The following is a 20,572-nucleotide window of genomic DNA, read 5'->3' on the forward strand; positions in this document are numbered from 1 at the left end:
GCTTGAACGAAGTGAAAGCCAGCGTCATTTAGGCGCTGGCCGGTAATATGCCCTTATAGGGCTTGAGCAAACCACCCGCTATGCGGGTGGTTTTGATTCCAGGGGTTGCAGTTGCCTGTGGCGGAAGGAGAGGGGCCGGTAGACGGAAATCAGGCACATGGAGAGGATGACAAGCAGTTGCAGCGCTCCCTGCCACATGCTCTCCGGCAGAATGAAGGCGCGGACAAAGCGCAGCACAACATCAATGCCTGTGCCGGAAAGTTGGAGGATGTATGCGTCACCCCACGGCCCCCAGAACAGGACGCCCCAAAAACCGGCAGCGCAGGTGATGAGCCATTTGTATCCGATCCAGGCAAACTTGAAGAAACCGATGGCAGTGGCGAAAGAATAGAACAGGCCTGTCAAAATGCAGCCAGCAAGACCGGGCATGACAACCCATGTGTCCACAAAATGCAGAGATGCCTGGATGACCGCTCCGGCCCCCGCATCATCGGTGCTGAGCCTCAAAAAACTGAGAGCCTGCATGGAGAGCGCGCCTCCGGCCCATGCCGTGGCGGCCAGCAGGTGAAAGGCCTTGACGGTTTTGATGATATAGTTGTCGGGGTTGCTGAAGCCTTTGCCCCGGATTCCGTAACGACGAACAATATCAATGTGTTGCATCAAGAGTGCCCGTTTCCATTTGCGGTCGTGCGGTTTTCGGACATTTTCAGTTTTTCAGGGTATCCGGTGTTGTGCTGATGGTCCAGAGCCTACAAAAAAAGCCTCTACAGAGTTCATTCTGTGGAGGCTTGATTTTCTTGGCTCCCCGAGACGGACTTGAACCGCCAACCTAGTGATTAACAGTCACCCGCTCTGCCGATTGAGCTATCGGGGATCATCACACAGGTAGAATTTCTACTCAAGACATCTTCCAAGGTCAAGCAAAAAAAACAGCTGCTTGTCAAAAAAACACTATCATGCAAAAATATTTGCGCGCTTTGGGCGCGGGAGTGTCAACAAGGAACAGGCGGAAGATTCATGGCCATACTGGTGTGCGGCGGTGCGGGCTACATAGGCTCCCACTATGTGCGGGCGCTGCGGGAGCGTGGAGAAACTCCCGTGGTGCTGGACAATTTATTGAGCGGGCATGCGGCATCTGTGCCCGCCGATGTTTGCCTGCACACGGGCGACATGCGCGATCCCGCGCTGCTGGAAAGCGTTTTCTCCCGGCACGCCGTGGATGCCGTGGTACACTTTGCCGCCAGTTCTCTGGTGGGCGAGAGCATGGAGCGGCCGCTGGAATATTTTCACAACAATGTCCACGGGATGCAGGTTCTGCTGGAAGCCATGGTCCGGCACCGTGTGGACAAGATAGTTTTTTCTTCCACAGCTTCGGTATATGGCGAGCCGGAGCGTATCCCCATTGTTGAAGACAGTCCCCTGCGTCCCGCCAGTCCTTACGGCGAGAGCAAGCTGTTCATGGAGCGCATGACAGCTTGGGCGGGAAAGGCGCACGGTATCCGCTCGGTCATTCTGCGCTATTTCAATGTAGCGGGCGCGTGGCCAGGGGGAGAAATCGGTGAGGATCACCAGCCGGAGTCTCACCTGATTCCCCTTGTGTTGCAGGTTCCTCTGGGGCGGCGGCGCTGCGTCACCATTTTTGGCGATGACTGGCCCACCCCCGACGGTACCTGCATCCGGGACTATCTGCACGTTATGGATCTGGTAGACGCGCATGTGCGCGCAGTGGAATATCTGCATGGCGGAGGGAGCAGCCTTGTCTGCAATCTGGGCAACGGAACCGGCTTTTCCGTGCGGCAGATTGTGGATGCCGCATCCCGTGTGACCGGCATGCCTGTTGCTGTCGAAGTGGGGCCGCGGCGCGCCGGAGACCCGGCCTGTCTTGTGGCATCAGCGGAGCGCGCCCGGCAGGCTCTGGGCTGGCAGGCCCGCGCGGGCATTGAAGATATCCTTGCTTCGGCATGGGCTTGGCATCAGGCCCATCCGCACGGGTTCGGAGGCAGGGTGCGGAGATGAAAAAAGCCCTGCGCCATTGGCACGGCTGGTCTACAGGCAGTCGCAGAGGGTGCGGGCGCGCAGGGATTTGAGGCGAATGCCGCCAGAAACAATTTCGTGGCGCAGTTCACGCAGACGGCGCTCCATATGGGGCGCCACATCTTTCCCCGCAACGGCCCTGAAAGCCGCTATGTCCGCAATGTCCACACCGCCGTTTCCGAGATCAAGCACGCGGATTTCCTTGCCCTGAAATTTTCCTGCTGCCGCTGCGGCCACCAGATCAAAAAGAGCCTTGTCCGGATACTTGAGAATGGAGGTCAGGATGCGGCCGGGCGCACGCGCGGCTTGGTCTGTATCCAAGCCTACGGCATAGGCTTTGTGCCGCGCAACTTCCTCCAGAGCCGGGCCGTTGCCTGCGCCGCAAGCCAGAGCCAGAACATCCGCACCCTGTTCCAGCAAATTTTGTGCGGCCGCGCGGCCTGCGGCGGCATCGCCGAACGAACCGGTGACGGCATGGATGACCCGTGTTTCCGGATCCACGGCACGCGCGCCTTCCGTAAAACCGTTGAGCAGCGAGAGCATGGCCGGGGTATCGCGGCCGGAGATCCAGCCGATGGTTTTTTCAGCATTGATGCCAGGAAGGGTATTGTGGGCCGTGAGCATGGCCGCGGCGGCCCCGGCCAGAAATGCCGCCTGTTCGTCGGCAAAGGTCAAGGACATGATATTGGGTGCGCGTATGCCCGCGTCAAGGCAGCCAAACATGGTTTTGCGAAAATCAGCCGCATTGTTGCGCAGGGTTTCGTGCAGCCTGTCCGAGGCAATGAGCACGAGGTCATGGTTTTTCGCCGCGTCCCGAAAAAAATCCCGCAAGACAGCAGGTGTGTCCTCCGGGGCAACAAGAACGTGCGCGTCCACTCCCAGTTGCACACGCGCCCTGTCCAGCCCTCGTGCCAGAGCATCGTTCCAGCCGTGATCGCCGGGCGGGCTTTCCAGCAGCAGGGCCACGCTCAGGGCAGTGCCGGGCGCGCCCCACGCGGGCAGAGCCAGAAAAAACAGGGAAAAAAGCGGCAAAAGGCCGCTACGCAAGAAAGCGGGCATGATTTTACCTGTACGCGGCCCGCCGCGCAAAAGCATGCGCGGCGGGCACAAGCATTATCGCTTGTTGCGGGCCTGACGGGGGTGTCCCCTCCGCAGGCCCGCAACGCTTGGGCAATCCCCGGCCTAGATGAAGAAGAGCCAGGTGAGCAGCACAAACAGCGGAATCAGGATGCCTCCTGACCACAGCATGTAGCCGAAGAAACTGGGCATGCGCACACCCTGGTTTTCCGCGATGGAACGCACCATGAAGTTGGGAGCGTTGCCAATGTAGGTATTGGCGCCCATGAACACTGCGCCTGCGGAAATGGCTGTCAGCGTTGTGGGAATATCGTACATGAGGTGCTGGGCATCACCGCCCGCAGTATTGAAAAACACCAGATAGGTGGGCGCATTGTCCAGGAAGCTGGACAGCATGCCGGTGAGCCAGAAGTACATGGTGTTGACCGGTTGCCCGTCCTGGGAAACCATCTGGATGAGGGGAGCCAGTGCGCCCTCTGTTCCGGCCCGCAGAATGGCGATGGCCGGAATCATGCTGAGGAAGATGCCGAAAAAGAGTTTGGCCACTTCCTGTATGGGGGCCCAGGAAAAGTCGTTGAGCTCACGGCAACGCGTGCTGGTAAGTTTGAGAGACAGCCCGGCAATGCCCAGCAGGGCAAGATCGCGCAGCAGGTTCTGGCCTTCAATGGGAATGCCGAAAACTTCCAGCAGCACACCCAGGGGGTAAAGCCCCGAAAGAAGAACCGCCAGCACCACACCCAGCAGCAACAGCAGGTTGATCTTGCCGTCCAGCCCCAGTTTTTCTCCGGCGGCATCGGGCTTTTGGGGCGGCGTGGGGCTGCCCTCCTTGCGGAAGAGGATATTGTCCAGGATCAGGTAGATGGTCAGCAGCGCCACGGACAGGATCAGCGTTTTCACAAAGAGATAGCTGGTGGTCCAGAAAAAGGTGACGCCCTTGAGAAAGCCGAGAAAGAGCGGCGGATCACCCAAAGGAGTGAGAGAACCACCGATATTGGCCACAAGAAAAATGAAAAAAACAACGGAATGCATGCGGTATTTGCGGTGCGCGTTGGCGCGCAGCAAAGGCCGGATGAGCAGCATGGCCGCGCCGGTCGTGCCCATCCAACTGGCCAGAACCGTGCCCACGGCCAGGAGGCCCGTGTTGACTGTTGGTGTGCCCACCAGGGTTCCCGTCAGGCGAACGCCGCCAGCCACCGTGAACAGGGAAAAGAGCAGGACAATGAAGGGAATGTAATCCAGCAGGATGATATGCAGAAATTCGTACAGTGCCACATTGAAGCCGAAAACCACCAGGCAGGGAACCAGAAAGGCCAGTCCCCAGAAAACCGAGATTTTTCCGAAATGGTGCTCCCAGAAGTGCGGTGTGGCCAGCGGCATGATGGCAATGGACAGCAGCATGCAGACAAAGGGGATTACCCAGTAGACAGGAAGGGTTGCACCGGGAATGGAGGGATGCCCTTCGGCGGCCAGCGCCACACAAGGAAGAAGCGCGGTGGCAAGAAAGGCGGCAAGTACGGCTTGGAGTTTTTTCATGAGGGCTCCGTTATCGTCATGGATGAATAAAGAAGCGGTATGGACAGAAACCACAGAGTATATTATCCCAGAGAGGATTTGCTTGCAATAGCACTGTCCCACGAAAAGTTTTTGCTTTGCCAGACCGTTTTCTCCGGGGAATCATCATGCCCAAGGACCCCACGGCCAGACGCAGGGCACGTCTGCGTGCCGTGCTGGAATGCCGCCAGCCGGATTTGACGCTTGTGCTGGCAAATATCCACGATCCCCACAATGTTTCCGCCATCTACCGCTCGTGTGACGCCTTCGGCGTAGGGCACGTGCACCTGTATTATACCGGCACGCCTTTTCCTGTGCTGGGGCGCAAAACCTCCGCCTCTGCCCGCAAATGGGTGGACAGTGTGCGCCACAAGGATAGTGCCTCCCTGTTTTCCAGCCTGCGGGCGCAGAAGATGCAAGTTCTTGCTACCTCTTTTTCTCCGGCAGCACGGCCGCTGGGCGCGTGGGACATGACCCTGCCCACGGCTGTCATCATGGGCAACGAGCACAGCGGAGTGGAGCAGGAGCTTTTGCAGGAGGCCGACGGCCAGTTGTACATTCCCATGCGCGGCATGATCCAGAGCTTCAATGTTTCGGTGGCCGCGGCCGTTATTCTGGCGGAGGCCGCCCGCCAGCGCGAGGCCGCAGGCATGTATTCCGCCGCGCGCATGAACGCCGATATGCTGGAAGAAAAACTGGCGCAATGGCTTGAAAAGTAATTGCATTTTTGCGCCCTGGCCGCAGGGTGCGCAGAGTGCAACCGGTGAATCCAAAGCGGAGGTGCGTCCATGCCGACCGGGAGCGACAAAAAGAAGACGCTGCCCCAGGCGGATGCCAAGCGTCACATGCAGCGCCCGCGGGCGCATACCCAAGTTTTTTTGCCTGCTGCGGGACATCCGGGCGAGCATATACCGGGTGGGGCAGTCGTTGCCCTCGGAGCGGGACCTGATGGAGGCCTTCGGCGTGGGCGGCCGGCTGTGCGCGAAGCGCTTGCGGCTCTGGTCAGGATCAGGCTTGTAGATTGCCGCCCGGTATGCGCGCGCCTGGAAGAAACGCGTATTTTGTATCCGGACAAGGCCGTATTGCCGCCGGGGAATGCGCGCCCTGAACAGGGATTTCGGGACGCAAACCGGGCAAAAGACCATACAAAAACCGCAACGGCATGCCGTTGCGGTTTTTGTGGGCCGGACACCCGGCAACGTCTGTTGCCGCTGCTTCCTTTCGGACCTGACGGGGTTGGCAGTGCTGCCGCCGTCCGGCTTGGCTTTCTTGTATCCACAAACAGAAGAGGCTGTCAATCCGCCCCGCACGGAGCAAGCAGAGCGGCGGCATTGCCCATGATCCTGTCCACGGCATCGGGGGAGAGCCCTCCCATGCTTTCCAGGCGCAGACGTTCTTCCAGCGGACTGTACAGAGGCCAGTCTGATCCGAAGAGCAATTTTTCCTGCGGCCAGGCACGCAACAGCTTTTTGACCAGTTGCGGCGTGGCAAAGGGCGTTGTGCTTGACGTATCAACCCACAGGTTTTCCCGAATTTTGCCCTTCAGTGCCAGAAGGGCGTGTGCCCACATGCGGTATCCGCCAAAATGGGCGGCAATGATGCGCAGTCTGGGCAGGGCGGCAAGGAGCGCCGCCAGTTTGTAGGGGCATGAGGGATTGTTCTCTGGCGGCTTTTTGTCGCCGATGTGGAAAAGAAAGACGAAATGCTCCTGCGCAGCCTCCAGAATGGGCAGCAGCCTGGGATCATCAAGGCGGAATCCCTGACATTCCGGGTGCAGTTTGATGCCGCGAATGCCCGCGGCCCGAAGGCGCGCAAGCTCTGTCTCCCATTTTTCGTATCCGGGGTGGAGGGTGCCGAAGGCAATGACCCTGTCCGGGTATTGGCGCTGGAGACTGATGGCATGATTGTTGGCGGGGATGACTTGGGCCGGGGTTGTGGCGGCGCAGAGTACGGCGCATTTGTCCATGCCCGCCCTTGCTCCGCTTTCCAGCAGTCCGGCAATGGTACCGTCCCCCACGCAGGCAACGCGGTAGAATGCGTTGAGGTGCGCCACGGCCTTGTGGGCGATTTTGGGATGAAAGGCGTGGGTATGGATATCGATGCGCATGATCAGGCATTGACAACGTTGACGGGTTTTCCCTGCTGCCAACAGCGGATATTGTTTGCCGTGAGGTCAATGATGGCCTGCCTGGCCCGCGTGGTGGCCCAGGCGATGTGCGGGGTGATCAATGTATTGGGCGCGTGGAGCAGAGGGTTGCCGGGATCGGGCGGCTCCACCGAGAGCACGTCCGTGCCAATCCCCCCCAGATGCCCCGAGTGCAGTGCCGCGGCAGCGGCTTCCTCGTCCACCAGCGCACCCCTGGCTGTATTGAGCAGCAGGCTCCCCCTGCGCATGGCGGCAAGGCTGCGGGCGTTGACCATGTGGCGGGTTTGCGGGGTGAGCGGGCAGTGCAGGGAAATGACATGCGCCCGCCCCCAAACCTCGTCAAGATCGACAAAGGCGAAGGGGCTGTACGCCGGAGGGTTTTGCCGGGTGCGGCTCACTGCCAGAACGTCCATGCCCAGGGCATGGGCCAGTTCTCCCATGCGGCGGCCAATGACGCCAAAGCCCACGATGCCCATGGTCAACCCTTCCAGGCACAGGGGGGTGCTTTTCCAGTAGCACCATGTCTGCCTGCGGCTCCATTCGCCGTTTTTGACGCTTTCGGTATGCAGACTGGTGCGTCGGCAAAGTTCCAGCAAAAGGGCTATGGCATGCTGGGCAACATCGCTTACGCCGTAGGCCACCACATTGCACACCGGCACGCCGAGCTCCGTGAACATGTCCAGATCCACCACATCGTAGCCAGTGGAAAGCAGCCCTACCATGCGCACGTTGCACAGGGCATGGGCATCTTTTTTGCGCAGGGGGGTCTTGTTGGTGAGCAGAATATCGGCATTCCGCGCATGCTCTTCCAGCAGATGGGGCGGCGTCGCGTCATGAACGCGCAACCGGCCGAGGGCTGCGATGGGGCTCCAGTCCACATCACCGGGATTGAGAACGCCGCCGTCAAGAATCACAATGTTCATGGCTCCCCCGTTGAGGCTTTGGCACAAAAATGTCGGATGCGCTCATCCTAGCGCGGAGGGAGGGCAATGCACAAGCGCAGAAAAGCGGGAGCAGGCAGAACGGATGCCGCCTTTTGTGCCACAGGCACAAAAAAATGGGGAACACCAGCAGGCGTTCCCCAAAAACGTCCCGTGCGAACCACCTGTGGCGGCCCGCATGCAGGCAAAACTAGTGGGCAACCACGCGGAAGTCGTCGCGGCGGTTCTTGCTCCACGCAGCTTCGTTGCTGCCCTGCACGGCGGGATTTTCCTTGCCGTAGCTGATCATTTCCATCTGGCTGGGGTTGACGCCCAGCATGACCAGATATTCGTAAGCGGCGCGGGCACGGCGCTCGCCGAGGGCAAGGTTGTATTCTTGGGTGCCGCGCTCGTCGCAGTTGCCTTCGATGCGGACGCGGATGGAGGGGTACTGCTTCATCAGGTCGGCCTTGACCTTCAGCATGTCTTTGTACTCGTTCTTGATGTCGAACTTGTCAAAGGCAAAGTACACACGGGCGTCGGTGATCTGCTGGATCGCGGCGCGCATTTCAGGGGTCAGGCCGTCATCGTAGCCGGGCTCGGTGGCCTTTTTGGCGCAACCAAAACCGGCGGCCAGAGCCATGACCAGAGCGAAAACAAGTGCCAAGCGTTTCATAATGTCCTCCTGAACAGCTCAGTCTCCGAAAAATTTTTTACCTTTCCTTTCAAGGCACGGGGGCATCCCCACGTCCTTGAATGGTATCGCCATCGCAAGTTTTGTCAAGCCGTGGAAGGCCGGTTCGCAGCATTTTCGTAAAATATTTTTTACCGCCCCGCCCGGCCTGTTGCCGGTTTTTCCCGCCTGTCGCTACTTCTGCGCCCCAGGCATGCCCCAGCGCGGGAAAAAGGCCGGGCCGCCGCCTGTGGGCACCTGCTTGGCATCTCCGCCGTGCCGGGTGGTCAGATAGATGCCGCGGCTGCCCCCGCGCGAGGAACTGAAAGAGATGAAGTAGCTGTCGCCGCAAAAGGCGGGCTGCTCGTCACTGCCGGGGCCGAAGGTAATCTGCCTTTCCATGCCGGTGAGCATGTCCTGCACAAAAATGCGGTGGCCGAAATCCGTCATGCGGCTGTAAACAACAAGGGTCCCGTCGGGCGACAGGTTGGCCTCTGTATTGTAGGTGCCGTTTTTGCTCACGCGGGTCACGCTCCCGCCGCGCAGGTCTTTGAGAAATATCTGCGGGCCTCCCAGGCGTGAGGAGGTGAAGGCCATCTTGGTGCCTGTCTTGTCAAAGGTGGGGGAGACGTTGATGGAGCTGTCCTGTTCCAGAATGCGTTCTTTCTGGAAAACGTGGTTCAGTTGGAAGATGACCGGATATTTTCCGTTGGAAAGGGCTACAGCCACCTTGTTGTCGGGCATGAAGGCCGGGCCGATGACCACGTTGCCGGGAAAGCGGATGCGCTGCACCTTGCCCGAAGAACGGTCCCACACGCCCAGGGAATGGGATTTTTCGTCAATGTGGGCAAAAACCACAAAGCGGCCGTCGGGCGACCATGCCGGAGACATGGCCTCGCCGGGAATATTGGTGACCTGGCGCAGGTCGCGGCCTGTAGGCTTGACCAGCCATACGTTGGCGCTGAGCTTTCCGTTTTTTTTGACAAAGGCCAGCGTGGAGCGGAAAAAGGAGCCGTCACCGGTCAGGGCTTCCAGAAGGTCAGCGCAAAAACGGTCAGCAACTTCCGGCAAATCCTTGGCGGAAACCTTGGTATATTCCTTGCCGAACAGGCGTCCGCCGGTATTGGTCTCGAACGCGCGGATCTGTACGGGGCGCGTTCCGCTGTCGCCGTCGGGCCAGAAAGTAGTGACGACAATGTCTGATCCGGCCAGTTGGAACCGTTTGAAATCAAGGTTGGGGGGCTCATACCCGGCCAGCAGAACGCCGCTCAGCACCGCTCTGGGGTCGGTCAGGCGCATGAAGGGCAGAAAGGAGAGATTTTGCTCCACGAGTTTTTGCAGTTCCGCGCCCATGTTGGCGGCCTGCACCTGCGGGCCCTTGATGGGCGCGGCCAGGGCAAGGTTGACGATATTCTGCCCCGGGCCGTAAATATCCACGCGCGCGGTGGCCTGCGCTTCGCCGCCCAGCGTCAGGACGAGTCCGAAAATCAGGAGAAGGAAGCGTTTTTTCATGGCGTCCGTTTTCCTCGCTTGCCTGATGCGCTTTTGCCCCGCACCAGGGTAAGGGTGATGTCCACCTGCTCGCCGAAGCCCGCGGGAGGGGGCGCAATTTTGCCCATACGGGGTATATCCCTGAGAATATTCCTGTCAAGAAACTTGTCCCCGGTGGCGCGCAGAAGGGCAACTTTTCTGATTTTTCCCGTTGTCGCTTCCACCAGCAGCCGTACTTCGGCCGTATAGCGCCCTTCCCGTGCCCGCAGGGGGATGACGATGACCTTCTTCGCCTGCTGGGCCACTGTGGTCAGATAGTGCGCGTGCGCATCGGGCGCCGGTTCCGGTGCGGGAGATGCGGAAGTCTCTTCCGGAGAAGGTACGGGCTCCTGCGCAGAGTCGGTCACCGTTATGGTCAGCGGAGGGGGGGCGTTGTTTGTTGACGGGCGCGGCGCGCTCCTGCCCATGAGCACCACTGCCGGAGAATTGTCGTCAGACACGCCTGCTCGCTTGCGGGCGGGCGTTTTTTCCGGGGAGGTTCGGGGCGGGGGCGGCGCGGCCGGAGCCACAGGGGCAGGGCGCACATCGGGCAACTCCCTGCCGTGTTCTTTTGCGGCGGCCTCCGCGCGCTGGCGGGCGCGGTCTTCCGCCGCCGCGGCGCGCGTGTCTTCCAGAGCCGCCTCGGCCTTTGTTCTGGCCTGTATTTCCGCGCGCATGGCTTCTTCTGTGGTCATGGTTCTGGGGCGGTGCCGCCCTTTGGGAGTACCTGTCCAGAAGGCCATGTGCAGGTCAAGCGGCGTATCGTGGGGCGCAGGGCCAAAGGAACCGATGTGGCGTACGGTTCCGCAGAGGGAACTGTCCAGGGCTTCCAGTTCTGACGGAGTCACAGCCTTGCAGTCCGTGACGTTGCCCTGGGCGTCCAGAGCAATTTTCAGGCGGGCCTGAAAGTCGCCCCGGAGCGCGGGCGGGGGATCCCAGTGGGCGATGATCTTGTCCAGCACCTGGCCCGCATACCCCCCGCTGGCGTCAATGCTGGCCGCAGTGGCGGCGCAGGCCCGACCGCCGTTTCCCGGCAGCACGGCAAGGCAGAGGGGCAGCGCAACAAGCGCAATCAGGCGGGAAAGGCTGGAAAACAGAAGCACCGCATCCTCCTCATGATTGTCCGTCACGTCTGCGCGTTGGTGCGCGAAAAAACGTCTCCCGGCTGCGGGCGTCAGCGCCCCATGAGTTCGTCCAGGGTGAAAACCATTTCAAGCTCGCTGTACTCCACAGAAGGCGGGGGAGGAAACTGCCCGCTCTGGCTGGTGCGGATCACGGCGTTCACCGCCGAAGAGTCGTACTGCGCGTTGCCGGAACTGTGGGTCACGGTGGCCTGCTGCACCCGCCCCTGCATGTCTACTCGCACGTTGAGCACGCAACGCAGGTTGACACGCCCGGCAGAGGCAAAACCCCAGTTGGGGCGCACTGCAAGCATGACCTGCCCCATGTAAACATCGCCAAGCCCCCCTCCGCCGGGGCCGTCGCCCTCTCCGCCGCCGCCTCCGCGATTGCCGCCCGCCCGTCTTTTTGCCTGGGCCAGTGCCTGCTCCACAGCATTGCCCCTGTCGCCGGATTCGGAGCGCGAAGACGCCTTGCGGGCCTGCTGCAAGGCAGCGGCCACAGGGTCCGGCTTTTTGGGCGAAGGCTTGGGCGGGTCTTTTTTGGGGCTTTCCGCCGGTTTGGGAGCTTCTTTGGGTTTGTCCTCTTTTTTGGGGGCAACGGGTTTGGCGTCTTCTTTGGGCTCCGGTTTCGGCTCCGGCTTCGGTTCCGGAACAGGGTCTGGTTTTTTGACCGGAGCGGCCTCCTGCCGGGGTTGCGGAGGCACGGGAGAGGGTTCCCTGATTTCCGGGCGTTCCGGGGCGGCAACTTCCGCCTTGGGCGCGGGAGGCGTTGGCGCAAGGGGACCGTCAGAAGGCTGTCCCATATGCCCCAGAATGGGTGAAGGGGTGCGGTTGCCGCCCGGCGCGCCTTCCACCAGACTGATCATCACCGGTGGAGCGTCAAGCCGGAGAGGCGGCTGCCCCGGCCAGAACCAGACCAGCAGAAAAGCCGCCGTGTGCAGACAGACAGAAAGGACATAGGAGGCCAGGCGCATGTCAACCTACCTGGGAGCGCGGGCGGCATTGTCCCCCTTGGGGGCGGCATCGGGCTGCTCGGCAATGACGCCGAGTTTTTCGATGCCCACGGCCTTGATATGGCCCATGACTTCCACCACGGTTCCGTAGGGAACCGCCTTGTCAGCCTGCAAGAAAAGGGTCTTGTTTTTTTCTTTCACGAGCCTGAGCAGGTACCCCTCAAGGGCATCCATGCCTTCAACCGCATATTCATCCAGAAAGATTTTTCCATCGCTGCGCACGGTCAGCACCATGTGGTCAGCCTCTGTAGGCAGCACCTCGACCTGTTTGGTCTGGGGCAGATCCACTTCCAGCCCCTGGCTCATCATGGGCGTGGCCACCATGAAAATGATCAGCAGAACCAGCATCACGTCCACAAAGGGGGTGACGTTGATTTCCGATACGAATTTGTTGCCGCCGCCGAGACTCGCGCCCATGCTACAGCTCCGTGGCACCCGCGCGCTGCACGGGACGGTGGGCGTTGAGCTCGCGCTGGACACGGTTGAGAAAAACACCGGCGAAGTTCACCAGCAAAGTGTCCACCTGCGAGAGTTTGCCCATGAAAATATTGAAGCCCACGGTGGCGGGCACGGCCACAGCCAGACCGATGGCCGTGGCTACCAGTGCCTCGGAAATGCCGGGAGCCACTGTGGCCAGAGAGGCGGACTTGAGCATGCCGATGGAGTGAAAGGAGCCCATGATGCCCCACACTGTACCGAAAAGACCGATAAAGGGGGCGGTATTGGCCGTGGTGGCCAGAAAAGACAGGGAACTCTGCAGGCGCGAGAGCTCTGTGCCCACGCCCTGGCGCAGAGCGCGGCGCACATTGTCCACCACCACATCGCTGCTGTTGCCCAGTTCCTTGGAGCGGTTGAATTCCAGAACGCCCTGATGGGCGATGTAATAGAGCGGCGATGTGGGGTCGGAGCCCAGCGACTGGACGGCATCACGCAGATTGGGGGCTTTCTCGAAGCGGTCTGTTCCGCTCCGCGCCTTGGAATTGGCGGAGCTCAGTCCGATGGATTTCTGGATCATCAGCCCCCAGCTGGCGATGGACATGATGAGCAGCAGGAGCAGCACCGCCTTGGCCACCAGACTGGCCTGGGCGATCATTGCAAAAAAACTGAATTCCATGAGCTTCTCCGTAAAGAATGCACGGCGGGCATCCGGGAGAATGCCCGACAATGAACAAACCGGGCCCTGCCCGGTACAGGGCGGACGCCGCCACAGATTTTCCGGATTTCCAGTGCCGTTGCGTCAAGCCGTTTTGCGGTTTGGACGGCGCAAAATCCGTGAAGTAGGTTTTTGTCATCTTTCCGGGGTTTTCCGGATGGCCGGAAAACCTGCGGCAAAGCATGCAACGGACGGCGCAAATGTTCAAGATTTTTTTTAGAATCTTCCCGATTCTTCCTGCGTTTGTCTTGCCAAGCCTTCTGTCGCCGGGTATGCTGCGCCATGCCATTTTCGCCTCCACCGCTTTTGGCCTCCTTTTTTTTGCGCCTTTGTCCGTTGTTCCGCTTTGTTCCCCGGTGGGCGCTCTGTGCGCTGCTGGCAGGATTGTGCGGGTTTTGCCCGCCATCAGGGCAGGCGTGGGGTGCCGGGGTGCGTGCAGGCGGAGTATCTGAACCTCTGTACGGTGGGGGGCGCCGCCTTTCTCCGCCCGGCGGTGACCTTTTGCCCGATGCGCCGCTGACCATGCCTGAAGCTGTGGACCGGGCCTTGCGCTTCAACCCCGGCCTCGGCGCGCAGGAGGCCCAGAGCCGCTCCTCCGAGTCCGGCCGCAAGGCGGCGCAAAGTGCTTTTGGCCCCAAGCTGGGTACCAGCTATTCGGTGGTCAGGCAGGAGCGGGAGTCTTCCTCCCCGGTATCTGCCAAGCCGCCGTCAAGGGGCGTTTATTCCTGGGGGGTGGAGGTTTCCCAACAGGTTTTTCAGGGCTTCAGGCTACTGGCCAGCTATCAGAAGGCGGCCTTGCAGGCCGACAGCGACAAGGCCGCCCTGCGCAAGGCGGAACTGGACACGACGCAGGAAGTGCAGACGCAGTTTTTGAACTGCCTGCGGTATGACGAAGACATGCGCAGCAAGCGGGATGCCTTGGCGCGCCTTCAGGATCAGTTGCGCATCACCACGGCTTTTCACAAGGTGGGGCTGCGCCCGCGGCTGGACGTTCTCCAGGCAGAGGTGGATGTGCGGGAGGCGGAGCAGGCGCTCATTCAGGCTGAAACCAGCCGCGAAACCAGCCTTTCCGCTCTGAATATCCTGCTGGGTCTGCCTGCCTCCGCCCGTGTCAAGTATGTGGGCACGTTGCGGCATGTGCCTTTTTCCCGCTCGTTGGAGCAATGCCTTGAGGCGGCCTGGCGGCAGCGGCCGGATGTGTACATGGCGGCCAAATCCGTGGAAATCGCGGGAAAGTCGCAGCAGATGGTGCAGAGCGGGTATTATCCCCAGGTGGAGGCGTATTACAACGTCACTGAAAGCGGCAATACGCCGGATCTCAAAAAGGCTGGCAAGAACGGCTCGCACTCCGTCACATGGGAAGCGGGAGCCCGCCTGACCTGGGATGTTTTCCAATGGGGAACCACCTACCATGCCGACAGGGAGGCAGGCTGGCTGGTGACGAAAATGCGCCATGAGGAGGCCAACCTCCGGCTCACTGTTGGCCATGATGTCAAATCCTGCCTGCTGGCATTGCGCGAGGCGGAAAAGCGCATCCGTGTGGCAGAAAAATCCGTGGAGCAGGCATCCGAAGCCTATGCGGCGGCACTTGCGCAGTATCGGGAGCGGGTCGGCACCAATTTCGAGGTGCTGGACGCCTCGTCCAAACTGACTGCCTCACAGGCCGCCCTGACTTCCGCCAGAGCCGACTATCTGACCTCCCTGTCCCGGATGTATGTGGTCATGGGGGAATTCCACCCCAATCTTCTGCGGCATTGAGTGCCTTTGCCGCGCCGGACACAACAGGATGAGCGAACCGTATCTGAAAATCACCCCCCTCGGGGGCTTGGGCGAAATCGGCCTCAACTGCCAATTGTGGGAAACCGCTGGCGGCGTTGTGATGGTCGACTGCGGTCTGATGTTTCCCGAAGACGCCCATCTGGGCGTGGACGTTGTCATCCCGCACTTTGCCGCGGTCAGCGGCGTGAAAGACAGGCTGCTGGGCGTGGTGCTCACCCACGGGCATGAGGACCATATCGGAGCCCTGCCCTGGCTTGTGCCCGAACTGCGGGGCATCCGCATTTACGGTTCCCGCTTCACTCTGGCTCTGGTGGAAAACAAGCTGCGCGAGCGGGATATCCTGGATTGGGCGGAACTTTGCCCGGTGGACGGCAATACCGTGCTTCCCCTGGGCGACCTGACGTTCCGGTTTTTTCCCGTCTGTCACTCCATTCCCGAAGGCTTTGCCCTGGGCGTGGAAAGTCCGGTGGGGCGTGTGGTGCATAGCGGGGACTTCAAGATAGATCCGCACCCCCTGTATGGTTCCGGCACAGATCTTGAGTTGTTCCGCTCCTTTGCCGGGCCGGGGGGGGTGCGCCTGCTGCTTTCGGACTCCACCAATGTGGCCCGTGACGGGCGCTCCCTGACAGAAAGGGAGGTCAAGGCCTCTCTGGACAGGATTTTTGCCACCGCCAAGGGGCGCATTGTCATCACGCTTTTTTCCAGCCATATCCCGCGCATCCAGGAGGTTTTCGATCTTGCGCGCGATCATGGCCGCACGGTGGTCGTCAGCGGAAAATCATTGGCCAGCAATATAGAAACAGCTCGCGAACTGGGCATCGCCAAACTGCCCCCGGCGTTTTTCAACGCGCACAGTTGCGTGCCCGACCTGCCAGACGAACGTATTGTGCTGGTGGTCACAGGCGCTCAAGGCGAACCGCTTTCGGCGCTTTCCCGCATGGTTCTGGGCGGGCACCGTCAACTGGAAATCCGTCAGGGTGATACGGTTGTCATGAGTTCCCGCATGATTCCGGGCAACGTCAAGGCCGTTTCCCGCCTGATCAACGAAATGTACCGTCTTGGCGCGGAGGTGTTGTACGAAAGCGTGCACGCCATCCACGCTTCGGGACATGCCCAGAAAGAAGAACTGCGGGACATGCTTTTGGCGACGCGCCCCGAATTGTTTGTGCCCATCCACGGCGAGTACCGCCATCTGGTCAAGCACGGACGCCTCGCGGCAGAAAGCGGTGTGCAGAAGGACAACATCATTCTTCTCGAAAACGGGCATCCCCTGCGCCTCTTGCCGGATTCCTTCTGCCTGGAGGCGCGAGTGCCGGTGGAATACACTCTGGTGGATGGCAAGGGAGTGGGGGATGTGGGCTATTCGGTGCTCAGGGAGCGGCGCATCCTGGGCGATGAGGGCATGGTCATCGTGGTGCTGGTGGTGGATGCGGATACGGGCAGCGTGCTGCACGGGCCGGAAATGTTCTCCAAGGGCTTTGTGTTCGAGCAGAAATACAGCCATCTGCTGGAAGACGCCAAATGCCTTGTGCTGGATGAAATCGAAGCCGCAAAGCCGGGCCAGCTTACCCGCATGCGGGAGGGCATCCGCTCCTCCCTGCGCAATTTTTTCCGGCGGGTGCTGGGGCGTGACCCCGTGGTGGTGCCCATCATCAGCGAAGTGTAGGCGGAGTATCTGCCTTGCTCTTTCCGAAGCGGCAACTCCGCGAAGATACTGCCTTTTTCTGGCAGATTCCGCGAAAGCGCGTGTTCAGGGATGCCACAAGATTGGGCATACAGGCGCTCTGCGCAAAAAGGCGGTGGGGAGTGTGGGCTACATGCCCAGATAGGCCTTGCGCACCTCTTCACTGCGCAGCAGATTCTGCGCGGCATCGTGCATGACAATGCGCCCGTTTTCCATCACATACCCGCGCGTGGCGATGCGCAGTGCCTGGTTGGCGTTCTGCTCCACAAGAAAAACCGTGGTTCCCGCGGCATTGACTCTCTGAATGATGGAAAAAATCTGCTGGATAATGATGGGAGCAAGCCCCAACGAGGGTTCGTCCAGCAGCAGCAGCTTGGGGCGGGCCATGAGCGCGCGGCTGATGGCAAGCATCTGCTGTTCGCCGCCGGAAAGCGTGCCCCCGGCCTGCCGACGGCGTTCGGCCAGAATGGGAAAAAGGCTGTACACATAGTCCAGGTCGTCTTTCAGCGCAGCAGCATCGCGCCGCAGAAAGGCGCCCAGATCCAGATTTTCGCTCACGCTGAGATCGGGAAAAATCAGTCGGCCTTCGGGAACCTGCGAAATGCCGAGAGAAACGATTTTGTGCGGCGGCAGGTGGTGGATGGGCTGTCCGTACCAGAGAATTTCTCCCTGGCGGGGCCGGTTGATGCCGCAGATGGTCATCAGCGTGGTGGATTTTCCCGCGCCGTTGGCTCCGATCAGGGTGACGATATCGCCTTCGTCCACACGCAGAGAAATATCGTGCAAGGCCCGGATATTGCCGTACCAGGCGTCCGTGTTGCGCAGCTCAAGCATCGATCTCTCCGAGGTAGGCGTTGATGACGCGCGGATTGGCGCGGATCTCCGCAGGGCTGCCTGTGGCGATGCAGGAGCCGTATTCCATGACGTAAATCCTGTCGGAAAGGGACATGACCATGCCCATGTCGTGCTCAATGAGCAGAATGGACAGGCGCTGGTCGTCACGGATGGAAAAAACCAACTCCTTGAGCTCGTTGGTTTCCTGCGGGTTCATGCCCGCCGCAGGCTCGTCAAGCAGCAGCATGCGCGGCTCGGTCGCCAGGGCGCGCGCGATTTCCAGGCGGCGCTGGGCACCGTAGGGCAGGTTGTGCGCGGTTTCGTTCCAGGCGTCCTGCAGTTTGACCCGTTCCAGCAGGGCATAGCTTCTGTCAATGCATTCCTGCTCTTCCTGACGGGTGCGCCTGTCGCGCACAACAGCCCCCAGAATCCCTGCTCTGGTGCGGCAATGGCGGCCGATCATCACGTTTTCCAACACGCTCATCCCATTGAACAGGCGGATGTTCTGAAAGGTGCGGGCCATGCCCAGACCCGTGATGCTGTGCGGCTTTTTGCCGTTGAGCAAATGCTTCTGCCCTTTGGCGTCGTGCAGGTAGACCTGCCCTTCGGTGGGCGTGTAAATGCCGGTGACGCAGTTGAAAAAAGTGGTCTTGCCCGCGCCGTTGGGGCCGATAAGCGCCACGATCTCGCCGCTGTTGACCGTGAGCGAAAGTTCGTTCAGGGCACGCAGCCCGCCAAAGTCTTTGGAAATATCAATGACTTCCAGAACGGCTTTCATGATTTTTCTCCCGTGTGGAGGGCGCTGATGCGGTAGCGGCGGCGTTCGCCACTGATCAGCCCCTGGGGGCGAAAAATCATCATGAGGGTCATGACAAGGCCGAAAAGCAGCATCCTGTATTCGGAAAAGGCGCGCAGATATTCCGGAGCGAGAATCAGGATCAGTGCCGCAATGACCACACCGGTGATGGAGCCCATGCCCCCCAGCACAACCATGGAGAGGATCATGGCCGACTCCATGAAGGTAAAGCTGGAGGGGTTGATATAGGTCGTCTTTGCCGCAAAAATGACTCCGGCAAAGCCCGCCCAGCACGATCCCAGGGCAAAGGCGGAAAGCTTGACGCGGGTGATGTCCACGCCCATGGCCTCACAGGCGATTTCGTCTTCGCGCAGGGCTTGCAGCGCCAGCCCCACACGCGAATTTTTCAGGCGGCTGACCACAACAATGGTGATGATCACGGCCAGCAGCACAAGATAGTAAATGTAGGTTGTGGACTGGGCAATGTCCATCTCCACACCCGGCAGGGTGGGGCGCGGGATGTCGCTGATGCCCCGCGGCCCGCCGGTGAGGCTGCTCCAGTTCTGCAGCGTCAGGCGGACGATCTCCCCAAAGCCCAGGGTGACAATGGCCAGATAGTCGCCGCGCAGGCGCAGGACGGGAAAGCCCAGCGCCAGACCAAAAAGAACGGCCAGAATGCCGCCCACCGGCAGGCACGTCCAGAAACCCCAGCCGAAAAACTGGTGCAGGAGGCCGTAGGAATACGCGCCGATGGCGTAAAATGCCACATAGCCGAGCACCAGCTGCCCGGCCAGCCCCACCACGATGTTCAGCCCCAAAGCCAACATGATGTAGAGCATGGCCGAAATCATGATATTGGTCTGATAAAAGGAGGTGACCAGAGGCATGGCAATCAGCGCCACGCCTAGGGCGATCAGACTCGCTGTTGCAAACAGGGGATGCCGCGCGAAGGCTGCCACTTGCTGCGCCGCTTTGCTGCCCGGAGGCAGCGCCACCAGAGGCTGCCCCTTGGCCTTGCGCGAGAAACACCAGTCCCAGATGCAGGCCAGGAAAAAAATGCCCGCGCCCAGCGCAAAAATGCGGTCCAGCCGCCAGGTGAGGGTGCGCTCGACGGTATTCAGCTTGATGCCCAGCACGGGCAGGGCCAGAAGCATGAACCAGAAGCTGGCGAGGACTGACCGGAGAAGACGTTGCATGGCTACACCTTCTGTACCGAGGCTTTGCCCAAAATGCCGTCGGGCCGGAAAATGAGAATGAGGATAAGAATGCCGAAGGCCAGCATGTCTTCATAATTTCCGGAAAAATAGCCGGTGGTGAAACTCTCTGCCAGACCCAGCACAATGCCGCCCACCATGGCTCCGGGAATGGAGCCGATACCGCCCAGCACTGCGGCGGTAAAAGCCTTGATCCCGGCCAGAAATCCGATGCCAAAGTTGACCTGCCCCATATGCGAGGCAATGAGCACGCCCCCCAGGGCCGCCAGCGTCGAACCAACCACAAAGGTCAGGGAAATGATGCGGTCGGCATTGATGCCCAGCAGAAGCGCCATCTTGCGGTTCTGGGCTGTGGCGCGCATGGCCTTGCCCAGACGGGTGAAGCGGATGAAGAGCGTGAGGGCGATCATGGCCAGGGTGCTGGTCATGAGGATCAGAAAATCGCTTGGCCCCATGACGTAGCCGATGTGTTCAAGAAAATCCATGGGCGGCAACAGGTTGGGAAAGGGCACGAAATCCGATGTCTGGGCCAGCAGCACATAGTTTTGCAGAAAGATGGACATGCCGATGGCCGAAATGAGCGGGGAAAGGCGCGGGGCGCTACGCAGGGGCTGGTAGGCCACTTTTTCCAGAGTATAGCCGTAGGCGGAACACCAGACAACGGCAGCCAGAGCCGAAACCAGCAGAATGCCGCCTGCGGGGAAGCCGCAGAGGCCCAGCGCGCCGGCCACCAACAGTGCTGTAAAAGCCCCCAGCATGTAGATTTCGCCGTGGGCAAAATTGATGAGGCCGATAATGCCGTAGACCAGGGTATAGCCCAGAGCGATGAGCGCGTAGATGCTGCCCCGGGTCAGGCCCCCGAAAAAAAGCTCTGTGAAAAAGAGAAAATCCATACGCCGTCATGGAGTGGAGCCGCGTATTCTGCTCCACAGTTTTTTCGGTTTTGCCCTGCGCTGCTCCCGGAGCGGGCAATGGGACACTGCCCACCCTTATGCAGGGCGGGCAGTTTTTTTTCATGCCGCACACGCCGGACAGGCGCGTTGCGGA

General features: G+C 60.4%; 19 protein-coding genes, 1 tRNA gene and 1 other RNA gene. 4 read left to right on the forward strand and 17 right to left on the reverse strand.

The features are described 5' to 3' along the window. Positions 1 to 78: 78 nt before the first annotated feature. A complete protein-coding gene (locus tag EII23_RS09195) occupies positions 79 to 660 on the reverse strand; it encodes a hypothetical protein (protein ID WP_124793089.1) in 582 nt (193 codons plus the stop codon). Between the two features lie 138 nt (positions 661 to 798). After that, positions 799 to 874: transfer RNA gene (locus tag EII23_RS09200), tRNA-Asn, on the reverse strand. A 143-nt stretch (positions 875 to 1,017) separates the two neighbouring features. Between EII23_RS09200 and galE the strand changes: the two genes are divergently transcribed. Then, positions 1,018 to 2,016, forward strand: a complete 999-nt coding sequence (gene galE / locus EII23_RS09205; RefSeq protein WP_124793090.1) for a UDP-glucose 4-epimerase GalE — start codon at positions 1,018 to 1,020, stop codon at positions 2,014 to 2,016. A gap of 30 nt (positions 2,017 to 2,046) precedes the next feature. Here galE and EII23_RS09210 read toward each other — a convergent pair whose 3' ends face one another. Together EII23_RS09210 and EII23_RS09215 are read right to left on the reverse strand one after the other, a co-directional pair. After that, complete coding sequence (locus EII23_RS09210; RefSeq protein ID WP_260424669.1) at positions 2,047 to 3,093, reverse strand: BMP family protein; 1,047 nt, start codon at positions 3,091 to 3,093, stop codon at positions 2,047 to 2,049. 123 nt (positions 3,094 to 3,216) lie between these two features. Then, positions 3,217 to 4,644: a sodium:proton antiporter gene (locus EII23_RS09215; protein WP_124793092.1), complete on the reverse strand. Its 1,428-nt coding sequence runs from the start codon at positions 4,642 to 4,644 to the stop codon at positions 3,217 to 3,219. A 146-nt stretch (positions 4,645 to 4,790) separates the two neighbouring features. Here EII23_RS09215 and EII23_RS09220 point away from each other — a divergent pair, with 146 nt between their 5' ends. Further along, positions 4,791 to 5,381 carry an RNA methyltransferase gene (locus EII23_RS09220; protein ID WP_124793093.1) on the forward strand — a complete coding sequence of 197 codons (591 nt, stop codon included), beginning with the start codon at positions 4,791 to 4,793 and terminating at the stop codon, positions 5,379 to 5,381. A gap of 458 nt (positions 5,382 to 5,839) precedes the next feature. Here EII23_RS09220 and ffs read toward each other — a convergent pair. From ffs to tolQ, 9 genes are all read right to left on the reverse strand, one after another. Beyond that, positions 5,840 to 5,925, reverse strand: an RNA gene (ffs, locus tag EII23_RS09230) — signal recognition particle sRNA small type. A gap of 31 nt (positions 5,926 to 5,956) precedes the next feature. Continuing rightward, positions 5,957 to 6,769 carry an amidohydrolase family protein gene (locus EII23_RS09235; RefSeq protein WP_124793094.1) on the reverse strand — a complete coding sequence of 271 codons (813 nt, stop codon included), beginning with the start codon at positions 6,767 to 6,769 and terminating at the stop codon, positions 5,957 to 5,959. Between the two features lie 2 nt (positions 6,770 to 6,771). Continuing rightward, positions 6,772 to 7,731 (reverse strand): D-2-hydroxyacid dehydrogenase, encoded by a 960-nt coding sequence (locus EII23_RS09240; RefSeq protein ID WP_124793095.1) that lies wholly within the window; start codon positions 7,729 to 7,731, stop codon positions 6,772 to 6,774. Between the two features lie 208 nt (positions 7,732 to 7,939). Then, positions 7,940 to 8,404 carry a peptidoglycan-associated lipoprotein Pal gene (gene pal, locus EII23_RS09245; RefSeq protein WP_124793096.1) on the reverse strand — a complete coding sequence of 155 codons (465 nt, stop codon included), beginning with the start codon at positions 8,402 to 8,404 and terminating at the stop codon, positions 7,940 to 7,942. Between the two features lie 192 nt (positions 8,405 to 8,596). Then, positions 8,597 to 9,913: a PD40 domain-containing protein gene (locus EII23_RS09250; RefSeq protein WP_124793097.1), complete on the reverse strand. Its 1,317-nt coding sequence runs from the start codon at positions 9,911 to 9,913 to the stop codon at positions 8,597 to 8,599. After that, entirely contained in the window at positions 9,910 to 11,061 is a 1,152-nt protein-coding gene (locus tag EII23_RS09255; RefSeq protein ID WP_185702351.1) for a TonB C-terminal domain-containing protein, read from the reverse strand. Before EII23_RS09255 ends, EII23_RS09250 begins: the two co-directional genes overlap by 4 nt. A gap of 44 nt (positions 11,062 to 11,105) precedes the next feature. Beyond that, positions 11,106 to 12,026 carry a cell envelope integrity protein TolA gene (locus EII23_RS09260; protein WP_124793099.1) on the reverse strand — a complete coding sequence of 307 codons (921 nt, stop codon included), beginning with the start codon at positions 12,024 to 12,026 and terminating at the stop codon, positions 11,106 to 11,108. Between the two features lie 6 nt (positions 12,027 to 12,032). Continuing rightward, positions 12,033 to 12,482, reverse strand: a complete 450-nt coding sequence (locus EII23_RS09265; protein WP_124793100.1) for an ExbD/TolR family protein — start codon at positions 12,480 to 12,482, stop codon at positions 12,033 to 12,035. A 1-nt stretch (position 12,483) separates the two neighbouring features. Further along, positions 12,484 to 13,179 carry a protein TolQ gene (tolQ, locus tag EII23_RS09270; protein ID WP_124793101.1) on the reverse strand — a complete coding sequence of 232 codons (696 nt, stop codon included), beginning with the start codon at positions 13,177 to 13,179 and terminating at the stop codon, positions 12,484 to 12,486. Positions 13,180 to 13,647: 468 nt separating this feature from the next. On the opposite strand from tolQ, the gene EII23_RS09275 reads away from it, so the two are divergent. Together EII23_RS09275 and EII23_RS09280 are read left to right on the forward strand one after the other, a co-directional pair. Further along, positions 13,648 to 14,976 carry a TolC family protein gene (locus EII23_RS09275; RefSeq protein ID WP_260424671.1) on the forward strand — a complete coding sequence of 443 codons (1,329 nt, stop codon included), beginning with the start codon at positions 13,648 to 13,650 and terminating at the stop codon, positions 14,974 to 14,976. Between the two features lie 28 nt (positions 14,977 to 15,004). After that, on the forward strand, positions 15,005 to 16,663 hold the full coding sequence (locus EII23_RS09280; protein WP_124793103.1) for a ribonuclease J: 1,659 nt from the start codon (positions 15,005 to 15,007) through the stop codon (positions 16,661 to 16,663). A 147-nt stretch (positions 16,664 to 16,810) separates the two neighbouring features. Here the strand turns inward: EII23_RS09280 and EII23_RS09285 are convergent, their stop codons facing one another. From EII23_RS09285 to EII23_RS09300, 4 genes are read right to left on the reverse strand one after another with little or no spacing between them, the layout of a single operon-like run. Then, entirely contained in the window at positions 16,811 to 17,515 is a 705-nt protein-coding gene (locus tag EII23_RS09285) for an ABC transporter ATP-binding protein (RefSeq protein ID WP_124793104.1), read from the reverse strand. Further along, positions 17,508 to 18,293: an ABC transporter ATP-binding protein gene (locus tag EII23_RS09290; protein ID WP_124793105.1), complete on the reverse strand. Its 786-nt coding sequence runs from the start codon at positions 18,291 to 18,293 to the stop codon at positions 17,508 to 17,510. Before EII23_RS09290 ends, EII23_RS09285 begins: the two co-directional genes overlap by 8 nt. Further along, complete coding sequence (livM, locus tag EII23_RS09295; protein ID WP_124793106.1) at positions 18,290 to 19,507, reverse strand: high-affinity branched-chain amino acid ABC transporter permease LivM; 1,218 nt, start codon at positions 19,505 to 19,507, stop codon at positions 18,290 to 18,292. Before livM ends, EII23_RS09290 begins: the two co-directional genes overlap by 4 nt. A gap of 2 nt (positions 19,508 to 19,509) precedes the next feature. Next, entirely contained in the window at positions 19,510 to 20,418 is a 909-nt protein-coding gene (locus EII23_RS09300; RefSeq protein ID WP_124793107.1) for an ABC transporter permease subunit, read from the reverse strand. Positions 20,419 to 20,572 lie beyond the last annotated feature (154 nt).

The organism is Desulfovibrio sp. OH1186_COT-070, assembly GCF_003860215.1.
GTDB lineage: Bacteria > Desulfobacterota > Desulfovibrionia > Desulfovibrionales > Desulfovibrionaceae > Desulfovibrio.

Coding starts and splice junctions, on each gene's coding strand:
- EII23_RS09195 (WP_124793089.1), bottom strand. CDS start 660: ATGCAACACATTGATATTGTTCGTCGTTACGGAATCCGGGGCAAAGGC.
- galE (WP_124793090.1), top strand. CDS start 1,018: ATGGCCATACTGGTGTGCGGCGGTGCGGGCTACATAGGCTCCCACTAT.
- EII23_RS09210 (WP_260424669.1), bottom strand. CDS start 3,093: ATGCCCGCTTTCTTGCGTAGCGGCCTTTTGCCGCTTTTTTCCCTGTTT.
- EII23_RS09215 (WP_124793092.1), bottom strand. CDS start 4,644: ATGAAAAAACTCCAAGCCGTACTTGCCGCCTTTCTTGCCACCGCGCTT.
- EII23_RS09220 (WP_124793093.1), top strand. CDS start 4,791: ATGCCCAAGGACCCCACGGCCAGACGCAGGGCACGTCTGCGTGCCGTG.
- EII23_RS09235 (WP_124793094.1), bottom strand. CDS start 6,769: ATGCGCATCGATATCCATACCCACGCCTTTCATCCCAAAATCGCCCAC.
- EII23_RS09240 (WP_124793095.1), bottom strand. CDS start 7,731: ATGAACATTGTGATTCTTGACGGCGGCGTTCTCAATCCCGGTGATGTG.
- pal (WP_124793096.1), bottom strand. CDS start 8,404: ATGAAACGCTTGGCACTTGTTTTCGCTCTGGTCATGGCTCTGGCCGCC.
- EII23_RS09250 (WP_124793097.1), bottom strand. CDS start 9,913: ATGAAAAAACGCTTCCTTCTCCTGATTTTCGGACTCGTCCTGACGCTG.
- EII23_RS09260 (WP_124793099.1), bottom strand. CDS start 12,026: ATGCGCCTGGCCTCCTATGTCCTTTCTGTCTGTCTGCACACGGCGGCT.
- EII23_RS09265 (WP_124793100.1), bottom strand. CDS start 12,482: ATGGGCGCGAGTCTCGGCGGCGGCAACAAATTCGTATCGGAAATCAAC.
- tolQ (WP_124793101.1), bottom strand. CDS start 13,179: ATGGAATTCAGTTTTTTTGCAATGATCGCCCAGGCCAGTCTGGTGGCC.
- EII23_RS09280 (WP_124793103.1), top strand. CDS start 15,005: ATGAGCGAACCGTATCTGAAAATCACCCCCCTCGGGGGCTTGGGCGAA.
- EII23_RS09285 (WP_124793104.1), bottom strand. CDS start 17,515: ATGCTTGAGCTGCGCAACACGGACGCCTGGTACGGCAATATCCGGGCC.
- EII23_RS09290 (WP_124793105.1), bottom strand. CDS start 18,293: ATGAAAGCCGTTCTGGAAGTCATTGATATTTCCAAAGACTTTGGCGGG.
- livM (WP_124793106.1), bottom strand. CDS start 19,507: ATGCAACGTCTTCTCCGGTCAGTCCTCGCCAGCTTCTGGTTCATGCTT.
- EII23_RS09300 (WP_124793107.1), bottom strand. CDS start 20,418: ATGGATTTTCTCTTTTTCACAGAGCTTTTTTTCGGGGGCCTGACCCGG.